Source organism: Micromonospora sp. LOL_013, assembly GCF_048060315.1.
GTDB lineage: Bacteria > Actinomycetota > Actinomycetes > Mycobacteriales > Micromonosporaceae > Micromonospora_E.
Genome location: NZ_JBHMIQ010000036.1, coordinates 1 through 16,490, shown reverse-complemented (window position 1 = coordinate 16,490; position 16,490 = coordinate 1). Strand labels below are relative to the sequence as shown.

Annotated in this window: 16 protein-coding genes; 6 read left to right on the top strand and 10 right to left on the bottom strand. The window is 72.7% G+C overall.

Annotation, left to right across the window (positions count from 1 at the left end):
* Window positions 1–53: 53 nt before the first annotated feature.
* Together ACFHWS_RS22125 and ACFHWS_RS22120 are read right to left on the bottom strand one after the other, a co-directional pair.
* Window positions 54–956: an ABC transporter permease gene (locus ACFHWS_RS22125; protein WP_416551889.1), complete on the bottom strand. Its 903-nt coding sequence runs from the start codon at window positions 954–956 to the stop codon at window positions 54–56.
* A complete protein-coding gene (locus tag ACFHWS_RS22120; RefSeq protein ID WP_416568937.1) occupies window positions 956–3,769 on the bottom strand; it encodes an alpha/beta fold hydrolase in 2,814 nt (937 codons plus the stop codon). The genes ACFHWS_RS22125 and ACFHWS_RS22120 overlap by 1 nt, the downstream gene beginning before the upstream one ends.
* Before the next feature lie 75 nt (window positions 3,770–3,844).
* Between ACFHWS_RS22120 and ACFHWS_RS22115 the strand changes: the two genes are divergently transcribed.
* The gene (locus ACFHWS_RS22115; protein WP_416551891.1) at window positions 3,845–6,085 is read left to right on the top strand and encodes an AAA family ATPase; all 2,241 of its coding nucleotides are present in this window, start codon (window positions 3,845–3,847) and stop codon (window positions 6,083–6,085) included.
* Between the two features lie 70 nt (window positions 6,086–6,155).
* On the opposite strand, the gene ACFHWS_RS22110 is transcribed toward ACFHWS_RS22115, so the two are convergent.
* Both ACFHWS_RS22110 and ACFHWS_RS22105 read right to left on the bottom strand, forming a co-directional pair.
* Window positions 6,156–6,677 carry a GNAT family N-acetyltransferase gene (locus ACFHWS_RS22110; RefSeq protein WP_416568949.1) on the bottom strand — a complete coding sequence of 174 codons (522 nt, stop codon included), beginning with the start codon at window positions 6,675–6,677 and terminating at the stop codon, window positions 6,156–6,158.
* Between the two features lie 203 nt (window positions 6,678–6,880).
* A complete protein-coding gene (locus ACFHWS_RS22105; RefSeq protein ID WP_416568936.1) occupies window positions 6,881–7,747 on the bottom strand; it encodes a hypothetical protein in 867 nt (288 codons plus the stop codon).
* Window positions 7,748–7,907: 160 nt separating this feature from the next.
* Here ACFHWS_RS22105 and ACFHWS_RS22100 point away from each other — a divergent pair, with 160 nt between their 5' ends.
* Window positions 7,908–8,120 carry a hypothetical protein gene (locus ACFHWS_RS22100; protein ID WP_282232450.1) on the top strand — a complete coding sequence of 71 codons (213 nt, stop codon included), beginning with the start codon at window positions 7,908–7,910 and terminating at the stop codon, window positions 8,118–8,120.
* A gap of 51 nt (window positions 8,121–8,171) precedes the next feature.
* Here the strand turns inward: ACFHWS_RS22100 and ACFHWS_RS22095 are convergent, their stop codons facing one another.
* Genes ACFHWS_RS22095 through ACFHWS_RS22080 form a run of 4 tightly spaced genes read right to left on the bottom strand, consistent with a single transcriptional unit; the run spans window position 8,172 to window position 11,540 of the window.
* Window positions 8,172–8,651: a DUF3263 domain-containing protein gene (locus tag ACFHWS_RS22095; RefSeq protein WP_416568935.1), complete on the bottom strand. Its 480-nt coding sequence runs from the start codon at window positions 8,649–8,651 to the stop codon at window positions 8,172–8,174.
* A 31-nt stretch (window positions 8,652–8,682) separates the two neighbouring features.
* Complete coding sequence (locus ACFHWS_RS22090; protein ID WP_416551895.1) at window positions 8,683–9,693, bottom strand: ABC transporter permease; 1,011 nt, start codon at window positions 9,691–9,693, stop codon at window positions 8,683–8,685.
* A complete protein-coding gene (locus tag ACFHWS_RS22085; protein ID WP_416551896.1) occupies window positions 9,690–10,694 on the bottom strand; it encodes an ABC transporter ATP-binding protein in 1,005 nt (334 codons plus the stop codon). The genes ACFHWS_RS22090 and ACFHWS_RS22085 overlap by 4 nt, the downstream gene beginning before the upstream one ends.
* 60 nt (window positions 10,695–10,754) lie before the next feature.
* Window positions 10,755–11,540, bottom strand: a complete 786-nt coding sequence (locus ACFHWS_RS22080) for a DeoR/GlpR family DNA-binding transcription regulator (protein WP_416551897.1) — start codon at window positions 11,538–11,540, stop codon at window positions 10,755–10,757.
* 250 nt (window positions 11,541–11,790) lie between these two features.
* Here ACFHWS_RS22080 and ACFHWS_RS22075 point away from each other — a divergent pair, with 250 nt between their 5' ends.
* From ACFHWS_RS22075 to nagA, 3 genes are read left to right on the top strand one after another with little or no spacing between them, the layout of a single operon-like run.
* The gene (locus tag ACFHWS_RS22075; RefSeq protein ID WP_416551898.1) at window positions 11,791–12,723 is read left to right on the top strand and encodes an SIS domain-containing protein; all 933 of its coding nucleotides are present in this window, start codon (window positions 11,791–11,793) and stop codon (window positions 12,721–12,723) included.
* Complete coding sequence (locus ACFHWS_RS22070; RefSeq protein ID WP_416568934.1) at window positions 12,720–13,742, top strand: ROK family protein; 1,023 nt, start codon at window positions 12,720–12,722, stop codon at window positions 13,740–13,742. The genes ACFHWS_RS22075 and ACFHWS_RS22070 overlap by 4 nt, the downstream gene beginning before the upstream one ends.
* Window positions 13,739–14,857 carry an N-acetylglucosamine-6-phosphate deacetylase gene (gene nagA / locus ACFHWS_RS22065; protein WP_416568933.1) on the top strand — a complete coding sequence of 373 codons (1,119 nt, stop codon included), beginning with the start codon at window positions 13,739–13,741 and terminating at the stop codon, window positions 14,855–14,857. Before ACFHWS_RS22070 ends, nagA begins: the two co-directional genes overlap by 4 nt.
* Window positions 14,858–14,864: 7 nt before the next feature.
* On the opposite strand, the gene ACFHWS_RS22060 is transcribed toward nagA, so the two are convergent.
* Both ACFHWS_RS22060 and ACFHWS_RS22055 read right to left on the bottom strand, forming a co-directional pair.
* Complete coding sequence (locus ACFHWS_RS22060; RefSeq protein ID WP_416568932.1) at window positions 14,865–15,122, bottom strand: hypothetical protein; 258 nt, start codon at window positions 15,120–15,122, stop codon at window positions 14,865–14,867.
* A 22-nt stretch (window positions 15,123–15,144) separates the two neighbouring features.
* The gene (locus ACFHWS_RS22055; RefSeq protein ID WP_416551902.1) at window positions 15,145–15,402 is read right to left on the bottom strand and encodes a hypothetical protein; all 258 of its coding nucleotides are present in this window, start codon (window positions 15,400–15,402) and stop codon (window positions 15,145–15,147) included.
* 425 nt (window positions 15,403–15,827) lie between these two features.
* On the opposite strand from ACFHWS_RS22055, the gene ACFHWS_RS22050 reads away from it, so the two are divergent.
* On the top strand, window positions 15,828–16,457 hold the full coding sequence (locus ACFHWS_RS22050) for an XRE family transcriptional regulator (RefSeq protein ID WP_416568931.1): 630 nt from the start codon (window positions 15,828–15,830) through the stop codon (window positions 16,455–16,457).
* Window positions 16,458–16,490: the final 33 nt, after the last annotated feature.

Sequence of the window (16,490 nt, the reverse complement as noted above, 5' to 3'; positions counted from 1 at the left end):
CACCCGGACCGGCAAGGGGGACATCCCCGCCCCGCCCCCTAACCCTGCGACGGTCAGGACGTGACGTCCTTGCGGGTGAACCGCCAGAACGCCAACGACAGGAAGACCGTGGCGTACGTCAACGCCGACACGCAGCCGCGTACCACGTCGTCGGTCTGCATCGGGGTCGACAGCAGCCCCAGCCAGGCGGTGCTGAAATGGGTCGGCAGGAAGTCCCGCAGCACGCCCAGCGCGGTGATCTGGTCCAGGATGCTGGACAGGATCCACAGCAGCACCGCGCCGCCGACCGCGCCGAGCGCCGCGTCGGTCGACACCGACAGCAGGAACGCCAGCGACGCCACGATCAGCAGCACCACCGCCAGGTAACCGAGGATGCCGAGCAGCCGCAGCGTGCCCTCCCCGGCCGGGATCTCGGCAGCCACCGTCGAACGCAGCGGCGACCAGCCGTACCGCAGGGTGCCGACCAACAGCGCGGTCGCGGCGAGGACCAGAACCGACAACCCGGAGTACGCCAACGCGGCGACCAGCTTCACCGCCAGCAGCCGGGCCCGGGGCACCGGCACGGCCAGCAGATAGCGCAGGCTCCCCCAGCTCGCCTCGCTGGCCACCGTATCGCCACAGAACAACGCCACCGCCACCACCAGCAGAAACGTCGACGACACGAAGATGGTGAACAGGGCGAAGTTCAACCCGCCGGTGGTGGCCAGCTCGACCAGGCTGGCGAACTCGCCGCCGCCGTTGTCGTCGTCACCGTCGTCGAACTCGAAGGCGATCAGCACGATCAACGGCAGCAGCACCATGAAACCCAGCGTCAGCTGAGTGCGACGGCGGGCCGCCTGGCGGCGTACCTCGGCCCAGAACGGCAAGGTGGCGCGAGCCCGGTAGCCGGCGGCGGCGCCGGACTGATCGACCGGCCGGTCCGGCTGCCGCACGTCCGATGATCCGACGGTAGCCATCAGCGGTCCCCGCTTCCCCGTGAGTTCTCGCCGACCAGGGCGAGGAATGCATCCTCCAGCCGGCGGCGGGGCACCACCCGGTCCACCGCCACCCCGGCCCGGACCAGCTCCGCGACCACCTCGCTGCGCGGCGTACCGTCGACGTCGACGATCAGTCCGCCGTTGTCGGCGGCGACGGTACGCACCCCGGCCAGCCGCTTCAGCACCGCTTCGGCGGCGGCCACGTCCGAGACGTCGAACTGCACGCTCGGCGAATCCCCGACGATGTCGTCGACCGGTCCGGCGGCCACGATCCGGCCCTTGTTGACCACCACCGCGTGGGTGCAGGTCTGCTCCACCTCGGCCAGCAGATGGCTGGAGACCAGCACCGCCCGCCCACCGGTGGCGTACCGCTTCAGCACCCGGCGCATCTCGGCGATCTGCGGCGGGTCCAGCCCGTCGGTCGGTTCGTCGAGCACCAGCAGCTCCGGCAGCCCGAGCATGGCCTGGGCGATGGCCAGCCGTTGGCGCATCCCATGGCTGTAGTTGCGGATCCTGCGGTGGACCGAATCCCCCAGCCCGGCAATCGCCAGGGCCTCGTCGAAGTGCGCGTCCGCCGCCGGGCGTCCGGTGGCCCGCCAGTACGCCCGGAGGTTGTCGATGCCGGACAGGTGCGGCAGGAACCCGGGCCCCTCGACGAGTGACCCGATCCGGGACAGCACCGGCGCGCCGGGCACCAGCCGGTGGCCGAAGACCAGGATCTCACCACGGGTCGGCTGGGTCAGCCCCATCAGCACCCGCAGGGTGGTGGTCTTGCCGGCACCGTTCGGCCCGAGCAGGCCGACGACCTGGCCGCGTTCGACGGTGAAGTCGACCCGCTCGACCGCGACGAACCCGTCGGCGTACTCCTTGCGCAGGTCCCGCACCACCAGCGGGGTCTGCGCGCGCGCGGCGTCGACGGTGTGGTCGGTGCGCCGCTGCCGCAGCCGCACCACGGCGAGGACCACGACCAGTCCGACGACGATCGCGGCGACCAGCCCGGCGAGCACCCAGCGCCACAGCGCTGCCGAGGTGGCAATCGGCTCACCGGCCACCTGCGGCAGGACGACCGGCGCGCGGTCGGTGCCCCCGGCCGCGGTGCCGTCGCCGACCGCGACCGTGTAGACGGTCGGCTCGACCGGGGTGGCGTACCCCTGGTCCGAGGTGGCGACCACGATCCGCAGCCGGTTGCCGGCCTCGAACCGGTGCACGATCGCCGGCAGGGTCACCTCGACCGGTTGCGCCTGCGCGATGTCCGCCGGCAGGCCGGTCAGCCGCACCGGCGCGACCAGCCCACCGGGCAGGCTCATCGCGCCGTCCGGGTCGACGTCGTACAGCTTGACGAACAGCACCGCCGCACCGGTCGGCGACGCGGCCCGGACGGTCACCGTCGGCGCGCCGACCACGTCGACCGGGTCGGCCAGCGGCGCCGAGTCGAAGTGGCTGTGCTGTCCGGGCAGTTCGCTGACCAGACCACCGGCCACGCCACCGAGCGCGCCGGCCAGCCCGCCGGCCATCGGCAGCGAGGAGACCGCCGCCGGGTTGCCGGCCGGTGGGTTGACGATCAACTGCGGCGGACCGTCGACGGTGACCGTCGTCGTTGCCGTGCCGGCGGTGCCGGGGTAGTCGGTGATCCGGTAGCCGGTGGCGACCAGTCCCCGGTCCATCGCGTCGAAGCCGGCGATCCGCGACCAGGTGAAGCTGCCGCCCGGGGCCTCGCCGTCCCCGGCGACGTGGTGGTCCAGCCACTGCGCGGTGAGGAACTTGACCCGGTCCTGGTCGGTCAGCGGACCGCTGCCACCGTCATGACCACCGGTGTACCAAGCGACCCGCACCGGGGTGCCGCTCGCGGCGATGCCCCGGGCGTTGGCGTCGGCCTGGGCCAGCGGGAACAGCGTGTCCGCCGTGCCCTGGATCAGCAGCGTCGGCGCGGTGATCCGGTCCAGCACCTGAGCCGGGCTGGACCGCTGCAGCAACGCCACCGCCGCTGGGTCCCCCCGGCCGGTGGTGGCGATCCGCAGGTACGCGGCGCACACGTCGGCGGCGAACCGCCCGCACTGCGGATCGGGCCCACCCGGATCCGCCGGCACACCCGGCCCGCCGGCGGGTGCCCCGGCGCTGCCGAAGAACAGCCCGGCCCAGCCCTTCTTGAACACCCCGTCGACCGGGTCACCGCCGGTCGACTCCGGCAGGAACGCACCGGCCAGGTCGTTCCAGGTGATCATCGGCACGATCGCGTTGACCCGGTCGTCGGCGGCGGCCAGCAGCAGCGCCAACGCGCCGCCGTACGAGCCGCCCACCACCCCGACCTGCGGGTCCCCGGCAGCGTCGGTACGCACCTCCGGGCGCTGCGCCAGCCAGTCGAGCAGCCGGGCGGCGTCGCGCACCTCGTGGTCGGGGCTGTTCAGGTGGATCTGTCCGCCGCTGGCCCCGAACCCGCGCGCCGAGTACGCCAGTACCGCGTACCCGAGGGTGGCCAGCTCCTCGGCGTCGGCGGCCACCGACTGCTTGGACCCGCCGAAGCCGTGGGCGAGCAGCACCGCCGGCACCGGATTGGCCGCCGAGGCCGTCTCCGGCAGGTAGAACGTGGTGTCCAGGTCGACCGGCTGGTCACCGTCCGGGCCGGAGCGGACCGTGAGCCGCTGCTCGGTCACCGCGTACGGCACCGACTCGGGCCAGACCGCCCAGGTGACCACGCCGGCGACCAGGGCGAGCGCGAGCAGCCCGCCGGTCAGCCGCCGCTGGTACGACCCGGGCAGGACCCGACGCAGCCGCGTGGACAAGGGAGTCGGCATGTGCCACACGGTACGGCCACCGTCCGCCGGCCAGCTGTGAACCCTCTCAGCCGCAGCGGTGGATAGGCTCGGCGGGTGGCCGACCCCGAACTGACCTTGACCGCGAGCCTGCGGCCCGCCGCGTTGGACGCCCGCCGGGGCATCGTCCGACTGCACCCGGAGGTGCTGGCCGCGCTCGGCGTCACCGCCGGCACGCCGGTGCGGCTGACCGGGCGACGCAGCACCGCCGGGGTCGCGGCCCGCGCCGAGGCCGGCGCCAGCCGCGCCCTGCTGTACGCCGACGACCTGACCCTGGGCAACCTCGGTGTCCGTGACGGCGGTCAGGTGACCGTGGCCCCGGCACCGGAGGTCGCCGCCCGCCGGCTGACCCTGGACGGACCGGTCGAGATCGCCGCGGTGGTCAGCCCGGAGATGCTGCGGCTGGCCCTGCTCGGCAAGGTGGTCACCGCCGGTGACGACGTGTCGCTGCTGCCGCAGGACGTCTTCTCCGACTCGGCGCACCGCGGCCTGATGGAGGCGGCCAGACGCAGCCTCGCCAACGTCGTCGGGTACGCCTGGACCAGCACCCTGCTGACGGTCGCCGACGCTGAGCCGGCCAACCTGGCCCGGACCGGGGACCCGGTGCTGGTCACGATGGACACCGTGGTGGCCTGGCGGCACGGGCCGGCCACCCACGGGTCGTCCGGGGAGGAGGTCCGCCCGGCCGGGCCGGTGTCGCCGGCACCGGCACCGGACTTCGTCGACGAGCCGGCACCCAACCTGGATGACCTGCCCGGCCTGCGGGCCCAGGCACACGAGCTGACTGAGCTGCTCGACCTCGGCTTCCACCACCGGGAGGTGCTGGACCGGCTGGGCACCACCGTGTCGCTCGGCGTACTGCTCAGCGGGCCGGCCGGGTCCGGCAAGTCGGCGCTGGTGCGTGCGGTCGCCGCCGACCTGGACGCCCGGGTGGAGACGCTCTGGGCGCCGGAGCTCGCCGCGCTCACCAACGACGCCGCGGCACAGCGGCTGCGTCGGGCCGCCGAGTCGGTACGCCGCGGCGACGCCGCAGTGCTACTGATCGCCGACGTGGACGCGGTCGCGCCCCGCGACGAGCCGGGTCCGTTGTCGACCGTGTTCCGGCAGGTGCTGGCCGAGACGGTGGCCGCCGGGGCGGCGGTGGTCTGCACCACCAGCCACCCGGAGGCGCTGGATCCCGGGCTACGCGGCCCGGACCTGCTCGCCGTGCAGGTCGCGGTGCCGCTGCCGGACGCCGCGATGCGTCGGGAACAGCTGGCCGTGCTGACCCGGGGCATGCCGTTGGAGGACGACGTCCGGCTCGACGACGTCGCCGGGCGTACCCCCGGGTTCGTCGCCGCCGACCTGGCCGCGCTGGCCCGCGAAGCCGGGGTACGGGCGGCGCTGCGGCAGAAGTCGGCGGAGGCGCCGATGGTGGCCGCTGCCGACTTCGAAGCCGCGCTGGAGGTGGTCCGGCCCACCTCGATGGCGACGTCCACTCTAGAGCTGGCGCGGGTGACACTGGACGACGTCGGCGACATGGCCCAGGTCAAGCAGATGCTGACCGAGTCGGTGCTCTGGCCGTTGACCTACCCGGACACCTTCGCCCGGTTGGGCGTGCAGCCGCCGCGCGGGGTGCTGCTCTACGGTCCGCCGGGCTGCGGCAAGACGTTCCTGGTGACCGCGCTGGCCGGCACCGGCAAGGCCAACGTGCTGTCGGTCAAGGGCGCCGAGCTGCTGTCGAAGTGGGTCGGGGAGAGCGAACGGGCGGTCCGCGAACTGTTTCGCCGGGCCCGCGAAGCAGCGCCGACCCTGGTGTTCCTGGACGAGGTGGACGCCCTGGCACCGATACGCGGGCAGGCGTCCGACGGCGGCACCACCGACCGGGTGGTCGCCGCGCTGCTCACCGAACTGGACGGGGTCGAGGCGCTGCGCAACGTCGTGGTGATCGGTGCGACGAACCGGCCGGACCTGGTCGACCCGGCCCTGCTACGGCCGGGCCGGTTGGAGCGGTTGGTGTACGTACCGCCGCCGGACGGTGCCGCGCGCACCGAGATCCTCAAGGCGGCGGCGAAGTCGGTGCCGCTCGCCGACGATGTGGAGCTGACCGAGCTCGCCGCGTCGTTGGACGGGTTCTCGGCGGCGGACTGCGCCGCGCTGGTCCGCGAGTCGGCGCTGGCCGCGATGCGGGAGTCATTGGAGGCATCATCGGTGACCGCCGCGCACGTCGCGGCGGCCCGGGACCGGATCCGGCCGTCGCTGGATCCGGCGCAGGTGGCCTGGCTGGCCGCGTACGCCGAACAGCAGTCCGCCCGGTAGGGGCACGTCGCGCCCTTGAAGTGCCGCTGCGCGCCAGACGCGCCGGCATACCCGGGTCAGCGCGCCCGGATCAGCCGGCCAGGTCAGTGGTGAACGCCTCGTCCAGCCAGAACCGGGCGTGCACCTGGCCCTGCTCGACCCCGATGATCGCGCCGCACCGCCGCAGCAGGTTGATCGCCGACCGGTTGGCCGGGGTGGTCCGGGCGATGACCAGGTGGGCACCGAGCCGGACCGCTTCGTCCAGCACCGCGCGTAGCGCGGCGGAGCCGACCCCCCGCCCACGGGCGGACCGGCCGAGCCAGATGCCGGTCTCCACGACGGAAGGGGTGTCGAGCCGGCTGAGCCGGATGCCGCCGACCACGTCCCCGCCGATGGTGACCGCGTAGACGATGGTGCCGGCGGGCCCGAACTGCCCGCCGCCGAAGTGGGACCGGTAGAACGTGCGAAAGGCGTCCCGGCGGGCGGCGGTCCAACCGGCCGGGCCGGGCACCGGCGGCATCACCTCACCCGGCTCGGCTTCGGCCACGGCGGCGGAGAGCAACGGCTCCAACAGGTCGTCGCTCATCGGGGTCAACCGCACGTCGTGCCGCACGGCGGTAGTCTCCCAGGCCGGTGCCGATTCCGCCTTACTCATTCCGCACCTCCCGTCTACCCAGCTACCGGCCCCTGGGACGGATACTTGCTCAGTTCCAGCGCTGCCGAAACGGCCTTCGGGACACCGGTCACCCGTCGACCGGCGGCCCCGGTCCAGCCCGCCAGCTGTTGTCCCAGCTCAGTACGCATCGACTGACCGGATCAGCCGGTATCGAAAAGGCAGAATATCGCCGTGGCGTCGTCGTGCCGCTTGTGACCGGTCGACGGATCCGGCTCGGCGGTCTCGGCGACCCGTACCTGGCGGATCAACTCGGCCGACCCGGCCTCGGCGAGCAGCTCCATCAGCTGCGGCCAGCTGTACAGCCCGAACCGTTCGACGGCCCGCGACGCCCCGTCACTGAGCAACGCCGCCCGGGTGATCCGGCCCGGTCCGGTCAGCGGCAGGGTGCCGCAGAGCGCCCGGTCGGCCGCAGCCGGGTCGGCGGCGGCCACCCAGTAGCCGTCCGGCTGGTTCATCCACTGCCGCTGCCACCGTACGGCCCGGTGGTAGCGGTGCCGCGGGTCGTCGGTGGCCGGCGGATCGTGCTGTCCGCGCAGCCTGGCCATGATCTCGGCCAACCGGTTGTCGGCCACCACGCCGACCTGCCCGGCGGCTTCGAACACCAGTGGACTGTCGCACAGCACCAGGTAGTCCAGGTGCCCACCGGAGCGGCGCAGCAGGCACACCGTGGCCGACGGGGTGCCCGGGTGGTCCACGTCGCAGGTGGCCGCGTGGTCGTCGCGGACCGCCCGGATGGCCTCGGCGAGCAACCCGGCCAGCGGCGCGGCCGGTGTAGCAGCGCTGGCCAACCCGAGCCGGGCGGCGAGCCGGCGCACGTACCAGGCCGGCCCGTGGCTACAGCCGGTGTCGAAGCCAGCCGGTGTGGTGGCACCGTCCAGCACACCGACCAGGTCGCCGTACTGCAGGATCTGGTCCTCGTTGTCCGATTGTCCGGGCGCGGCAACGGAACATGCGTCCACCCGCATGGTCGGCAGGCTGGTCGGCGGGACCGACGGCTGGCTTGTCACCGCCGGCACCGGAGTCGGTCGGGAATCACCCTGAGCATCTCTCACCAACTCTCGGAATCCAGTCCGTCACCGACGGTAGCTTGACCGGTAGGTGGGTGTCGAGGATCGCGGGCCGCGCGGCGCACGTGACAGCGGCGCCCGGGACACAGGGGGACCACAGATGTTGCGTCAACTGCACGAGAAGGGCCTGCGGGCCGAACACATGTACGTCGCCGGCATCGTCAGCATCGGGATATCGCTGACCAGTTGGGTGCTGTCCAAGCGGTTCGAGGCGGCGGGCGTCGACCGGGCTGACCGGTGGGGCATCTTCGTCGGCGAATGGGCACCGACGTTCATCGCGCTCGGCAACGGGCTCAAGATGTACGAGAAGTGACCGGCCGACACCGACTGGCCGGCCCTGGCCGGCCTGCCCCGGCGGCCCGGCTCAGCCGCGCCGGGCTCGCGACCGGGCGGCCCGAAGCCGGCGGAGCCGGGCCACCAGCACCGGTTCGACGGCCAGCGCGGCCGGGTTGTCCAGCAACTGGTTGAGCAGCTGGTAGTAGCGGGTGGCGGAGAGACCGAAGGTGTCCCGGATCGACTGTTCCTTGGCACCGGCGTGCTTCCACCACTGCCGTTCGAAATCGAGGATCCGCTGCTCACGCTCGGTCAGCCCGGTCGCGGCCGGGCCGGCGGCAGCCGTACCGCTGACGGTGTCGGCGCCGACCGGCACGGTGCCGGCGTCGGACCCGCCGGCGTCGACCGGCTCGGTGCCGGCGTCGTCGTACCCGTCGGCGTCGAGCGGCTCGCTGCGTTGCCGGGGAACGCCGGCCGTCGTCCGGGGGACCGACCCGGCGCCCGGTCCGGTCCGGGGTTCGTCAGCAGCCGGCACCTCACCAGGGTAATCGCCCACCCGACGGGTACGCATCCGCCGGTTTGCGCCGTCGGGTGTGTCGGGCTCAGCTGACGTCGCGCCGACGCACCGTCCACGCCGCGACGACCGACACCAGCAGCACCACCGCCGCCATCAGCACACCGGTGTGCATCCAGGTCAGTTCCATGGTCGGCGGTACGCAGCCGGGCTGCCCGCCGCAGGCCTGCCAGTTGGTCAGCTCGATCGACGAGTCCATCCAGGCGATCCAGTACACCGGCAGCAGCCATGCCTCGACGAAGGTCGCGTCGGTCACGTCGGCGAGGAAACTCAACGCGGACTGGCCCAGCACGAGTACGGCGAGGACGCCGCCGAGCGCCAACGCGGTGTGCCGGCCGATCGCGGCCAGCCCGAAGCCGACCGTGGCGGCCGCGACCACCAGCACCACCACCCGCAGCTCGGTCAACGCGATGGACCGCCAGGCGCCGGCGGTCATCTCGGCGGTCGAGCCGCGCCACACGGCGGTGGCCCAGAGCGCCGCCGTCCACAGCAGCACGGCGGGCACCGTCACCGCCAGTACGCCGGTCAGCAGCGCGGCCAGCTTGGTGAACAGGACACGGAGCCGGCGTGGCCGCCACAGCAGCAGGTTCATCATCCCGCCGGAGGTCCACTCGGCACCGATGAACGACGCCCCCGCCACGAAGAAGACCAGGGTCGACAGGGTGGCGAAGACGTACAGGGTGGCCGGAAACTCGCGGTGGAAGGTGAACGTCGCCGGCAGGTACGGCTCGGCCGGGTACATGTCCCGGGTCGGCGGCACGATGTCGGCACAGTTCGATGGGAAGCGGTTCGGGTCGGCGGCGCCGCTGGTCTGGCTGCGCTCGCATTCGGCCTGCCACTGCTCGGCCCATTCGACCCCGGCCCGGTACTCGGCCTCGGCGGTGCGCTCGGCTTCGGCGAACGCCGCCGGGCCGATCTTCTGGTTGCCGAGGAACGTCCCGACGGCGATCGCGACCAGCGCCAGCAGCACGGCGGCCACCAGGTAGCGGACGAAGCGTCGTTTGCCGAGGCGGCGCAGCTCGGCCCGGTACAGGTTCATCGCCCGGCTCCCGTCGGGTCGGCGGCGACCGTCTGCTCGGCGTCGGCGGCATGGCCGTCGTCGGCCGTCGGGGCGTCGTCGGCGGTCAGCTGGAGGAAGACACTTTCCAGGTCGGCGGTGACCGGGGTCAGTTCGCTGACGTACAGGCCGGCGGCGGCGAGGGTACGGGTCACCCGGGCCGGCTGGTCGACCCCGTGCACCACCAGGTGGTCGGCGTGCCGGGTGACGGTGACCGGCGGGCCGTCGGCGGCGGTGAGGGCCGTCTCGGCGGCCGGCAGGTCGGCGGCGGCTTCCAGGCGTACCCGCAGACCGCCGGCGGAGTGCGCGGCCAGCACCTCGGCGACCGGGCCGGCGGTGACCCGGCGGCCCCGCGAAATGATCGTCACCGAGTCGCAGATCACCTGGATTTCGCCGAGGATGTGGCTGGACAGCACCACGGTGGTGCCGGCGGCGACCAGGTCACGCATCAGGGTGCGCATCTCCCGGATGCCGGCCGGGTCGAGGCCGTTGGCCGGCTCGTCGAGGATCAGCAGCGCCGGTTCCTTCAGCAGCGCCGATGCGACGGCCAGCCGTTGACGCATGCCGAGCGAGTAGGTGCGGACCCGCTCGCCGGCCCGGTCGGCGAGGCCGACAAGGTCCAGCACCGCCGGCACCCGCTGCGGAGCAAGACCGCCCGCTTGGGCGAGCAGCGACAGGGTGTCCCGGGCGGTGAAGTGTGGGAAGAACTGTGGACTTTCCACGATGGCACCGACCCGGCCGATCACCGCCGGCAGCTGCTGCGGGACCGGCTGGCCGAGGATCGCCATCCGGCCGCCGTTCGGCGCGACCAGGCCGAGCAGGGTACGCAGTGTGGTGGTCTTGCCGGATCCGTTCGGGCCGAGGAAGCCGTGCACCTGGCCGGCCTCGACCCGCATGTCGAAGCCGTCGACGGCATGCCGGACCCCACGTCGACGGCTGCGGTAGGTCTTACGCAGCCCGGAGATTTCCAGTACGGCCGTCATCCGCCACCTCCGCCGCGTACCCGCCGTCAGAACAAGGACACACCATACGGGACAGACGGCTCAGGCGGTGACCACCGTCACGCCGAGTTCGCGGAAGACGGCGACCGTGCCGGGCTCGGCGCCGGAGTCGGTGATCAGGGTCTCCACCCGGTCGATCGGGCAGATCCGGGCGAAGGCGTGCCCGCCCAGCTTCGACCCGTCGGCGATGATCACCACCCGCTTGGCGCGGGCCACCATCAGCGCGTTCATCGACGCTTCGCCCTCGTGGTGGGCGGCGGCGCCGAGCTGCGGGTCGATCGCGTCGACGCCGAGCAGCGCGACGTCCAGGGTGACCTCCCGCAGCAGCGCGCCGCCGAGCGGCCCGACCAGCTCGAACGACTGCGGGCGGACCACCCCGCCGGCGACGACGATCTTCATCCGGGAGCGGACCAGCAGCTCGTTGGCGATGTTCAGCGCGTTGGTGACCACGGTCAGCTGGGCGCCGTCCGCGCTGGTGTTCAGATCCGGGCGTACGGCGAGCGCGCGGGCCACCTCGGTGGTGGTGGTGCCGCCGTTGAGCCCGACGACCATGCCGGGTTCGACGAGTGCGGCGGCGGCCGTGCCGATGCGCTGCTTCTCCGCCGAGTGCTTGGCGGTCTTGTAACGCAGCGGCAGGTCGTAGGAGACGCCGTTGGCGACCGCGCCGCCCCGGGTACGGGTGATCATCTGTTGCTGGGCGAGCTGGTCGAAGTCGCGGCGGATGGTGGCCTGGGAGACGTCGAGGCGGGTGGCGGCGTCCTCGACGGTGATCCGGCCGCTGTCGGTGAGCAGTTCCAGCAGAGCGTTCCACCGTGCGTACCGATCCATGCCGCCCCTTCCCACGCCTCGCTGCTACCGCGCCTCGCTGCTTACCACGTCCAGCTGCGCAGATGGTGACCAGTTTGCTGCACACTAGTGCGCGAAACGCCCGGTAGCAAAACCTCCGTCTGCGCGATCGGGCATCACCCCAGCCCGGTTGTTGCCACCCGGTCACGAGAACGCGCACAATGACGCGCGAAAAGGTGCCAGTTCGAGCCCGAACGAGCACCGCTGCTTGTCGTCAGCGAGGAGTGTCGCGATGAGCTACGTCGACGCCGAGATCGCCAGCCAGCCGGAGTGCTGGCGCCGGGCGGCCGCACAGGCCGCCGACACCCCCGCACCGGCGCTGCCCAGCCCCGGCGAGCGGGTCGCCGTGGTCGGCTGCGGCACCTCCTGGTTCATGGCGATGGCGTACGCCGGGCTGCGGGAACGCGCCGGCCACGGTGAAACCGACGCCTTCCAGGCCTCCGAGTTCCCCACCGGCCGGCACTACGACCGGATCATCGCGATCAGCCGCTCCGGCACCACCACCGAGATCACCGACCTGCTCGCCGCCGTCGACGACCCGCAGCGCACCACGGTGCTCGTCGGCGACCCCGGCTCCCCCGCCGCTCAGCTCGCCGGCCACGTCGTCGCCCTGCCGTACGCCGACGAACGGTCTGTGGTGCAGACCCGCTTCGCCACCAGCGTGCTGGCGCTGCTGCGGGCCCACCTCGGCGCGGACGTCGCGGCGATCGCCGCCGACGCCGAGGTCGCCGTCCGGGCCCGGCTGCCGATCGACCCGGCGCTGATCGACCAGGCCACCTTCCTCGGCCGGGGCTGGACCGTCGGCCTGGCCCACGAGGCGGCGCTGAAGTGCCGCGAGGCCGCCATCTTCTGGTCCGAGGCGTACCCGGCGATGGACTACCGGCACGGGCCGATCGCGATTGCCGGGCCGGGCCGGATGGTGTGGGCGTTCGGCGAGATCCCCGACCACCTGGCCGACGACGTGGCGGCGACCGGCGCGGCGTTCGTGCACAGCCGGACCAACGGCGTGTACGCCGTCCTCGACCGGTGGGCCGCCGGCCGCCGCCCGCTCGACCCGATGGCCGACCTGATCCTCGCCCAGCGGTTCGCGGTGGCCCTCGCTGCCAGCCGGGGCCTCGACCCGGACAACCCGCGCCACCTGACCCGGTCGGTCGTGCTGACGTGACCCTGGCCGGCGGAGTCGACCCGACACCGCCGGGGCCGTCCGACGAGGTCGTCATCGCGTTGGACGTCGGCGGCACCGGCATCAAGAGCGCCCTGGTCGGGCTGACCGACCGGGCGGTACGGCACACCGAGCGGCGCCCGACCGCGGCGGCCCGGGGGCCGGCCGCCGTCGTCGACACCATCTGCGACCTCGCCGGGCAGCTCGCCGACACCGCCCGCGCCGACGGGCTCACCCCGGTCGCGGTCGGCGTCGCCGTACCCGGGGTCGTCGACGAGTCGGCCGGCGTCGCGGTCTGGTCGGCCAACGTCGGCTTCCGCGACGTACCGCTGCGTGACCTGGTGGCCGCCCGGGTCGGGCTGCCGACGGCGCTCGGCCACGACGTACGGGCCGGCGGGGTCGCCGAGGCCCGGATCGGCGCCGGCCAGGGCAGCCGGCACGTGCTGTTCGTGGCGATCGGCACCGGCATCGCGGCCGCCGCCGTCGTTGACGGCACCGGCTACCCCGGCGCGCACGGCGCGGCCGGCGAACTCGGCCACGTGGTGGTCCGCCCCGACGGGCCGGCCTGCGACTGCCGGCAGACCGGCTGCCTGGAGGCGGTCGCGTCGGCGTCGGCGATCACCCGCCGGTACGCCGACCGGGCCGGCCGCCGCACCGGCGGCGCCGCCGAAGTGGCCCGGCTGGCCGCCGCCGGCGACCCGACCGCCGGCCGGATCTGGGCCGACGCGGTCGACGCGCTCGCCGACGGCCTGCTGATCGGGCAGGCGATGTTCGACCCCGAGCTGGTGGTGCTGGGCGGTGGGCTGGCCGAGGCCGGCGACCAGCTGCTCGCCCCGCTGGACGCCGCCGTGCGCCGCCGGGCCACCTTCCACCGGCTGCCCCGGCTGGTCCAGGCCGCGCTCGGCGACGAGGCCGGCTGCCTCGGTGCCGCGCTGCTCGCGTCGGACCTGCTCGCGTCGGACCTGCTCGCGTCGGACCTGGTCGAGCGGGCCGCCGAGCCGGTCGAGCGGGCCGCCCGATGAGGGTCGAGGGCCGGCTGGTCACCCCCGACGGGGTACGCGAGCACGGCCGCCTGACCATCGACGGCGACACGATCACCGAGGTGGCGACGACCGGCGGCGGCCGGGCCGGGGTACACGCGTCGGCGTCGGGCTGGACCGTGCCGGGCTTCGTCGACATCCACAACCACGGCGGCGGCGGACACACCTTCACCACCGGCGACCCCGACTCGGCCCGCCGGGCCGCCGCCTTCCACCTGGCCCACGGCACCACAAGCCTGCTGGCCAGCCTGGTCAGCTCGCCGGTCGAGCTGATGCGCGACGCCGTCACCCGGTACGCCCCGCTGGTCGCCGACGGCACCCTCGCCGGGCTGCACTTCGAAGGCCCCTACCTGTCGGTCGTACGGTGCGGGGCGCAGAACCCGGCGTACCTGCGCGACCCGGAGCCGGCCGAACTGGCCGGGCTGCTCGACCTCGGCGACGGCGTGATCCGGATGGTCACCGTGGCCCCGGAGCGGGCCGGTGCGCTGGCCGCGATCGCCCGGCTGGTCGACGCCGGGGTGGTCGCCGCGATCGGCCACACCGACGCCGGCTACGACCAGACCCGGGCGGCGATCGACGCCGGAGCCACCGCCGGTACGCACCTGTTCAACGGCATGCGGCCACCGCACCACCGCGAACCCGGCCCGGTGTTCGCCCTGCTCGGCGACGACCGGGTCACCTGTGAACTGATCGCCGACGGGGTGCACCTGCACGACGGCACCCTCACCTTCGCCACGTCGGTCGGCGGCCCCGGTCGGACCGCGCTGGTCACCGACGCGATGGCCGCCGCCGGCATGCCCGACGGCGCGTACGAACTCGGCGGGCAGGCGGTGACGGTGTCCGGCTCCGTCGCCCGGTTGGCCCGCGACGGGTCGATCGCCGGCAGCACGCTGACCATGGACGCGGCGCTGCGCCGGGCGGTCGCCGCCGGCATCGACATCGTCGACGCCGTACGGATGGCAGCCACCACCCCGGCGGCGACGATCGGCCTGGCCGGCACGGTCGGCGCGATCGCCCCCGGGCACCGGGCCGACCTGGTCGAGCTCGACGACAACCTGCGGGTACGCCGAGTGATGCGCGCCGGCGTCTGGCAGTGAGCCACGGTCACCGGCTGGTCAGAATGCTGGTGGGCGGCAGTCGATAGCCGATTTGCTGGCCGTAGGTCATCAGGGGGCGCAGGGTCGGCAGCAGGGTGGTGGTCTCCGAACGCCAGTGGTGTCCCCGGTTACCGTCGAGTCGGCGGTGCCGGGCGGATGTCGTCTGCCGCAGCCGTAGGGCGCGCAGTCGCTGGGACGCCGTGGACCGGCCGGAGCGCAAGTCGAGCCAGCGCAGCCACCAGTCACGCAGTACGTCGATGATCAATTTTGTTCTCCCTGGTCAACAGTCACGTCGCGGTGCGTTTGGGAAATCGGTAAAGTCCGTGGCGCTGGACGAAGATCTCCCGCCGATCGATGGCGTTGCCGTGGCGATCCATCACGTAGCCGGTGAGCCAGATCCAGCCGTCGTACGTCCACTTCCGATCCACCGCGATCACCCGGAATCGGATGCCGCGGTCGTCGGCGAACTGGACGCTCGCCTCCCGCCCGATCAGCAGCACATCTCCTGGGCTCGGTTCCGGGGTCCGGAGCAGCCGGTTGTTCACCGGGTCACCCGTCGCCACATGGCCTTTCCACGCCGTCGGCGCCTCGCTCCATCGGCCAGGTGGCGCATCCGCAGCTGGGGCACCATCTGGACTTCACTCGGAACGACCACAGCCCCGCGCAGAAGCCGAGCAGCGCCGCCCCGACGAACGCGCCGACGCCTAGCATCGAGACTTCCAGATGGGTTGAATTGGCGTGAGGATCATGACCACCTCGTCTTCTCGTAGGTGTCGATCCACTCAGGTTCGCGCCAAGGACCGAGTGAGTACGGACCTCCTGTCCAACGCGCAACCCTTGCGGACGACTGCTCGCTGACGAGGTCCACTCTCGCCGGAGGGGAAGCCACAGCGTCACAACGCACTTTGCACGTCTAGGGACGTCCTGGTTAGGATAAAGTCGTCCCTCGAAGGGTTGCGAAGGGGTAGTCATGGCGAACGGCCGTCTACGGGAAGCCATCCTGAACGCCGGCCTGACACCGCTGAGTTTGGCTGAACGTGTCGGAGTCAGCCCCAAGACGGCCGAGCGGTGGATAACGCTCAACCGTGTCCCCTACCCACGACACCGACACGCCATCGCCGGCCTGCTGAAAGAGCGTGAGTCGTACCTCTGGCCCAACGCCGCATCACCCGAGCGCGTCGCACGGGTGGCGGAATCCGAGGTCGTGCACGTCTACTCCCGCCGGTCCGCCGTGCCGTACGACCTGTGGCGGCGACTGATCGAGCAGTCCAGCGAACGAATCGGCATTCTCGTCTACGCCGGCCTGTTCCTACCGGAACTGGTGCCTACCCTGATCCGAGACCTGCAAGAAAGGGCGCTAGCCGGTGTCGACGTCCGACTACTCCTCGGCAACCCGGAGTCGGAGGCCGTGGCCCAGCGAGGAGCCGAGGAGGGGATCGGCGACGCAATAGCGGGCAAGGTGCGCAACGTGATGGCCTTTTACAATCAGCTCCAGGACGTGCCAGGTGTACATGCCCGGTTCCACAGCACGACTCTCTACAACTCGATCTACCGGTTTGACAACGAGATGCTTGAGGCTTATTCAGCAGGGCCCCGATAACCCACAGTGGACCCCCCGATAAATGAGACGGCC

Coding starts and splice junctions, on each gene's coding strand:
- ACFHWS_RS22125 (WP_416551889.1), bottom strand. CDS start 956: ATGGCTACCGTCGGATCATCGGACGTGCGGCAGCCGGACCGGCCGGTC.
- ACFHWS_RS22120 (WP_416568937.1), bottom strand. CDS start 3,769: ATGCCGACTCCCTTGTCCACGCGGCTGCGTCGGGTCCTGCCCGGGTCG.
- ACFHWS_RS22100 (WP_282232450.1), top strand. CDS start 7,908: ATGTTGCGTCAACTGCACGAGAAGGGCCTGCGGGCCGAACACATGTAC.
- ACFHWS_RS22095 (WP_416568935.1), bottom strand. CDS start 8,651: ATGCGTACCCGTCGGGTGGGCGATTACCCTGGTGAGGTGCCGGCTGCT.
- ACFHWS_RS22090 (WP_416551895.1), bottom strand. CDS start 9,693: ATGAACCTGTACCGGGCCGAGCTGCGCCGCCTCGGCAAACGACGCTTC.
- ACFHWS_RS22085 (WP_416551896.1), bottom strand. CDS start 10,694: ATGACGGCCGTACTGGAAATCTCCGGGCTGCGTAAGACCTACCGCAGC.
- ACFHWS_RS22080 (WP_416551897.1), bottom strand. CDS start 11,540: ATGGATCGGTACGCACGGTGGAACGCTCTGCTGGAACTGCTCACCGAC.
- ACFHWS_RS22075 (WP_416551898.1), top strand. CDS start 11,791: ATGAGCTACGTCGACGCCGAGATCGCCAGCCAGCCGGAGTGCTGGCGC.
- nagA (WP_416568933.1), top strand. CDS start 13,739: ATGAGGGTCGAGGGCCGGCTGGTCACCCCCGACGGGGTACGCGAGCAC.
- ACFHWS_RS22050 (WP_416568931.1), top strand. CDS start 15,828: ATGGCGAACGGCCGTCTACGGGAAGCCATCCTGAACGCCGGCCTGACA.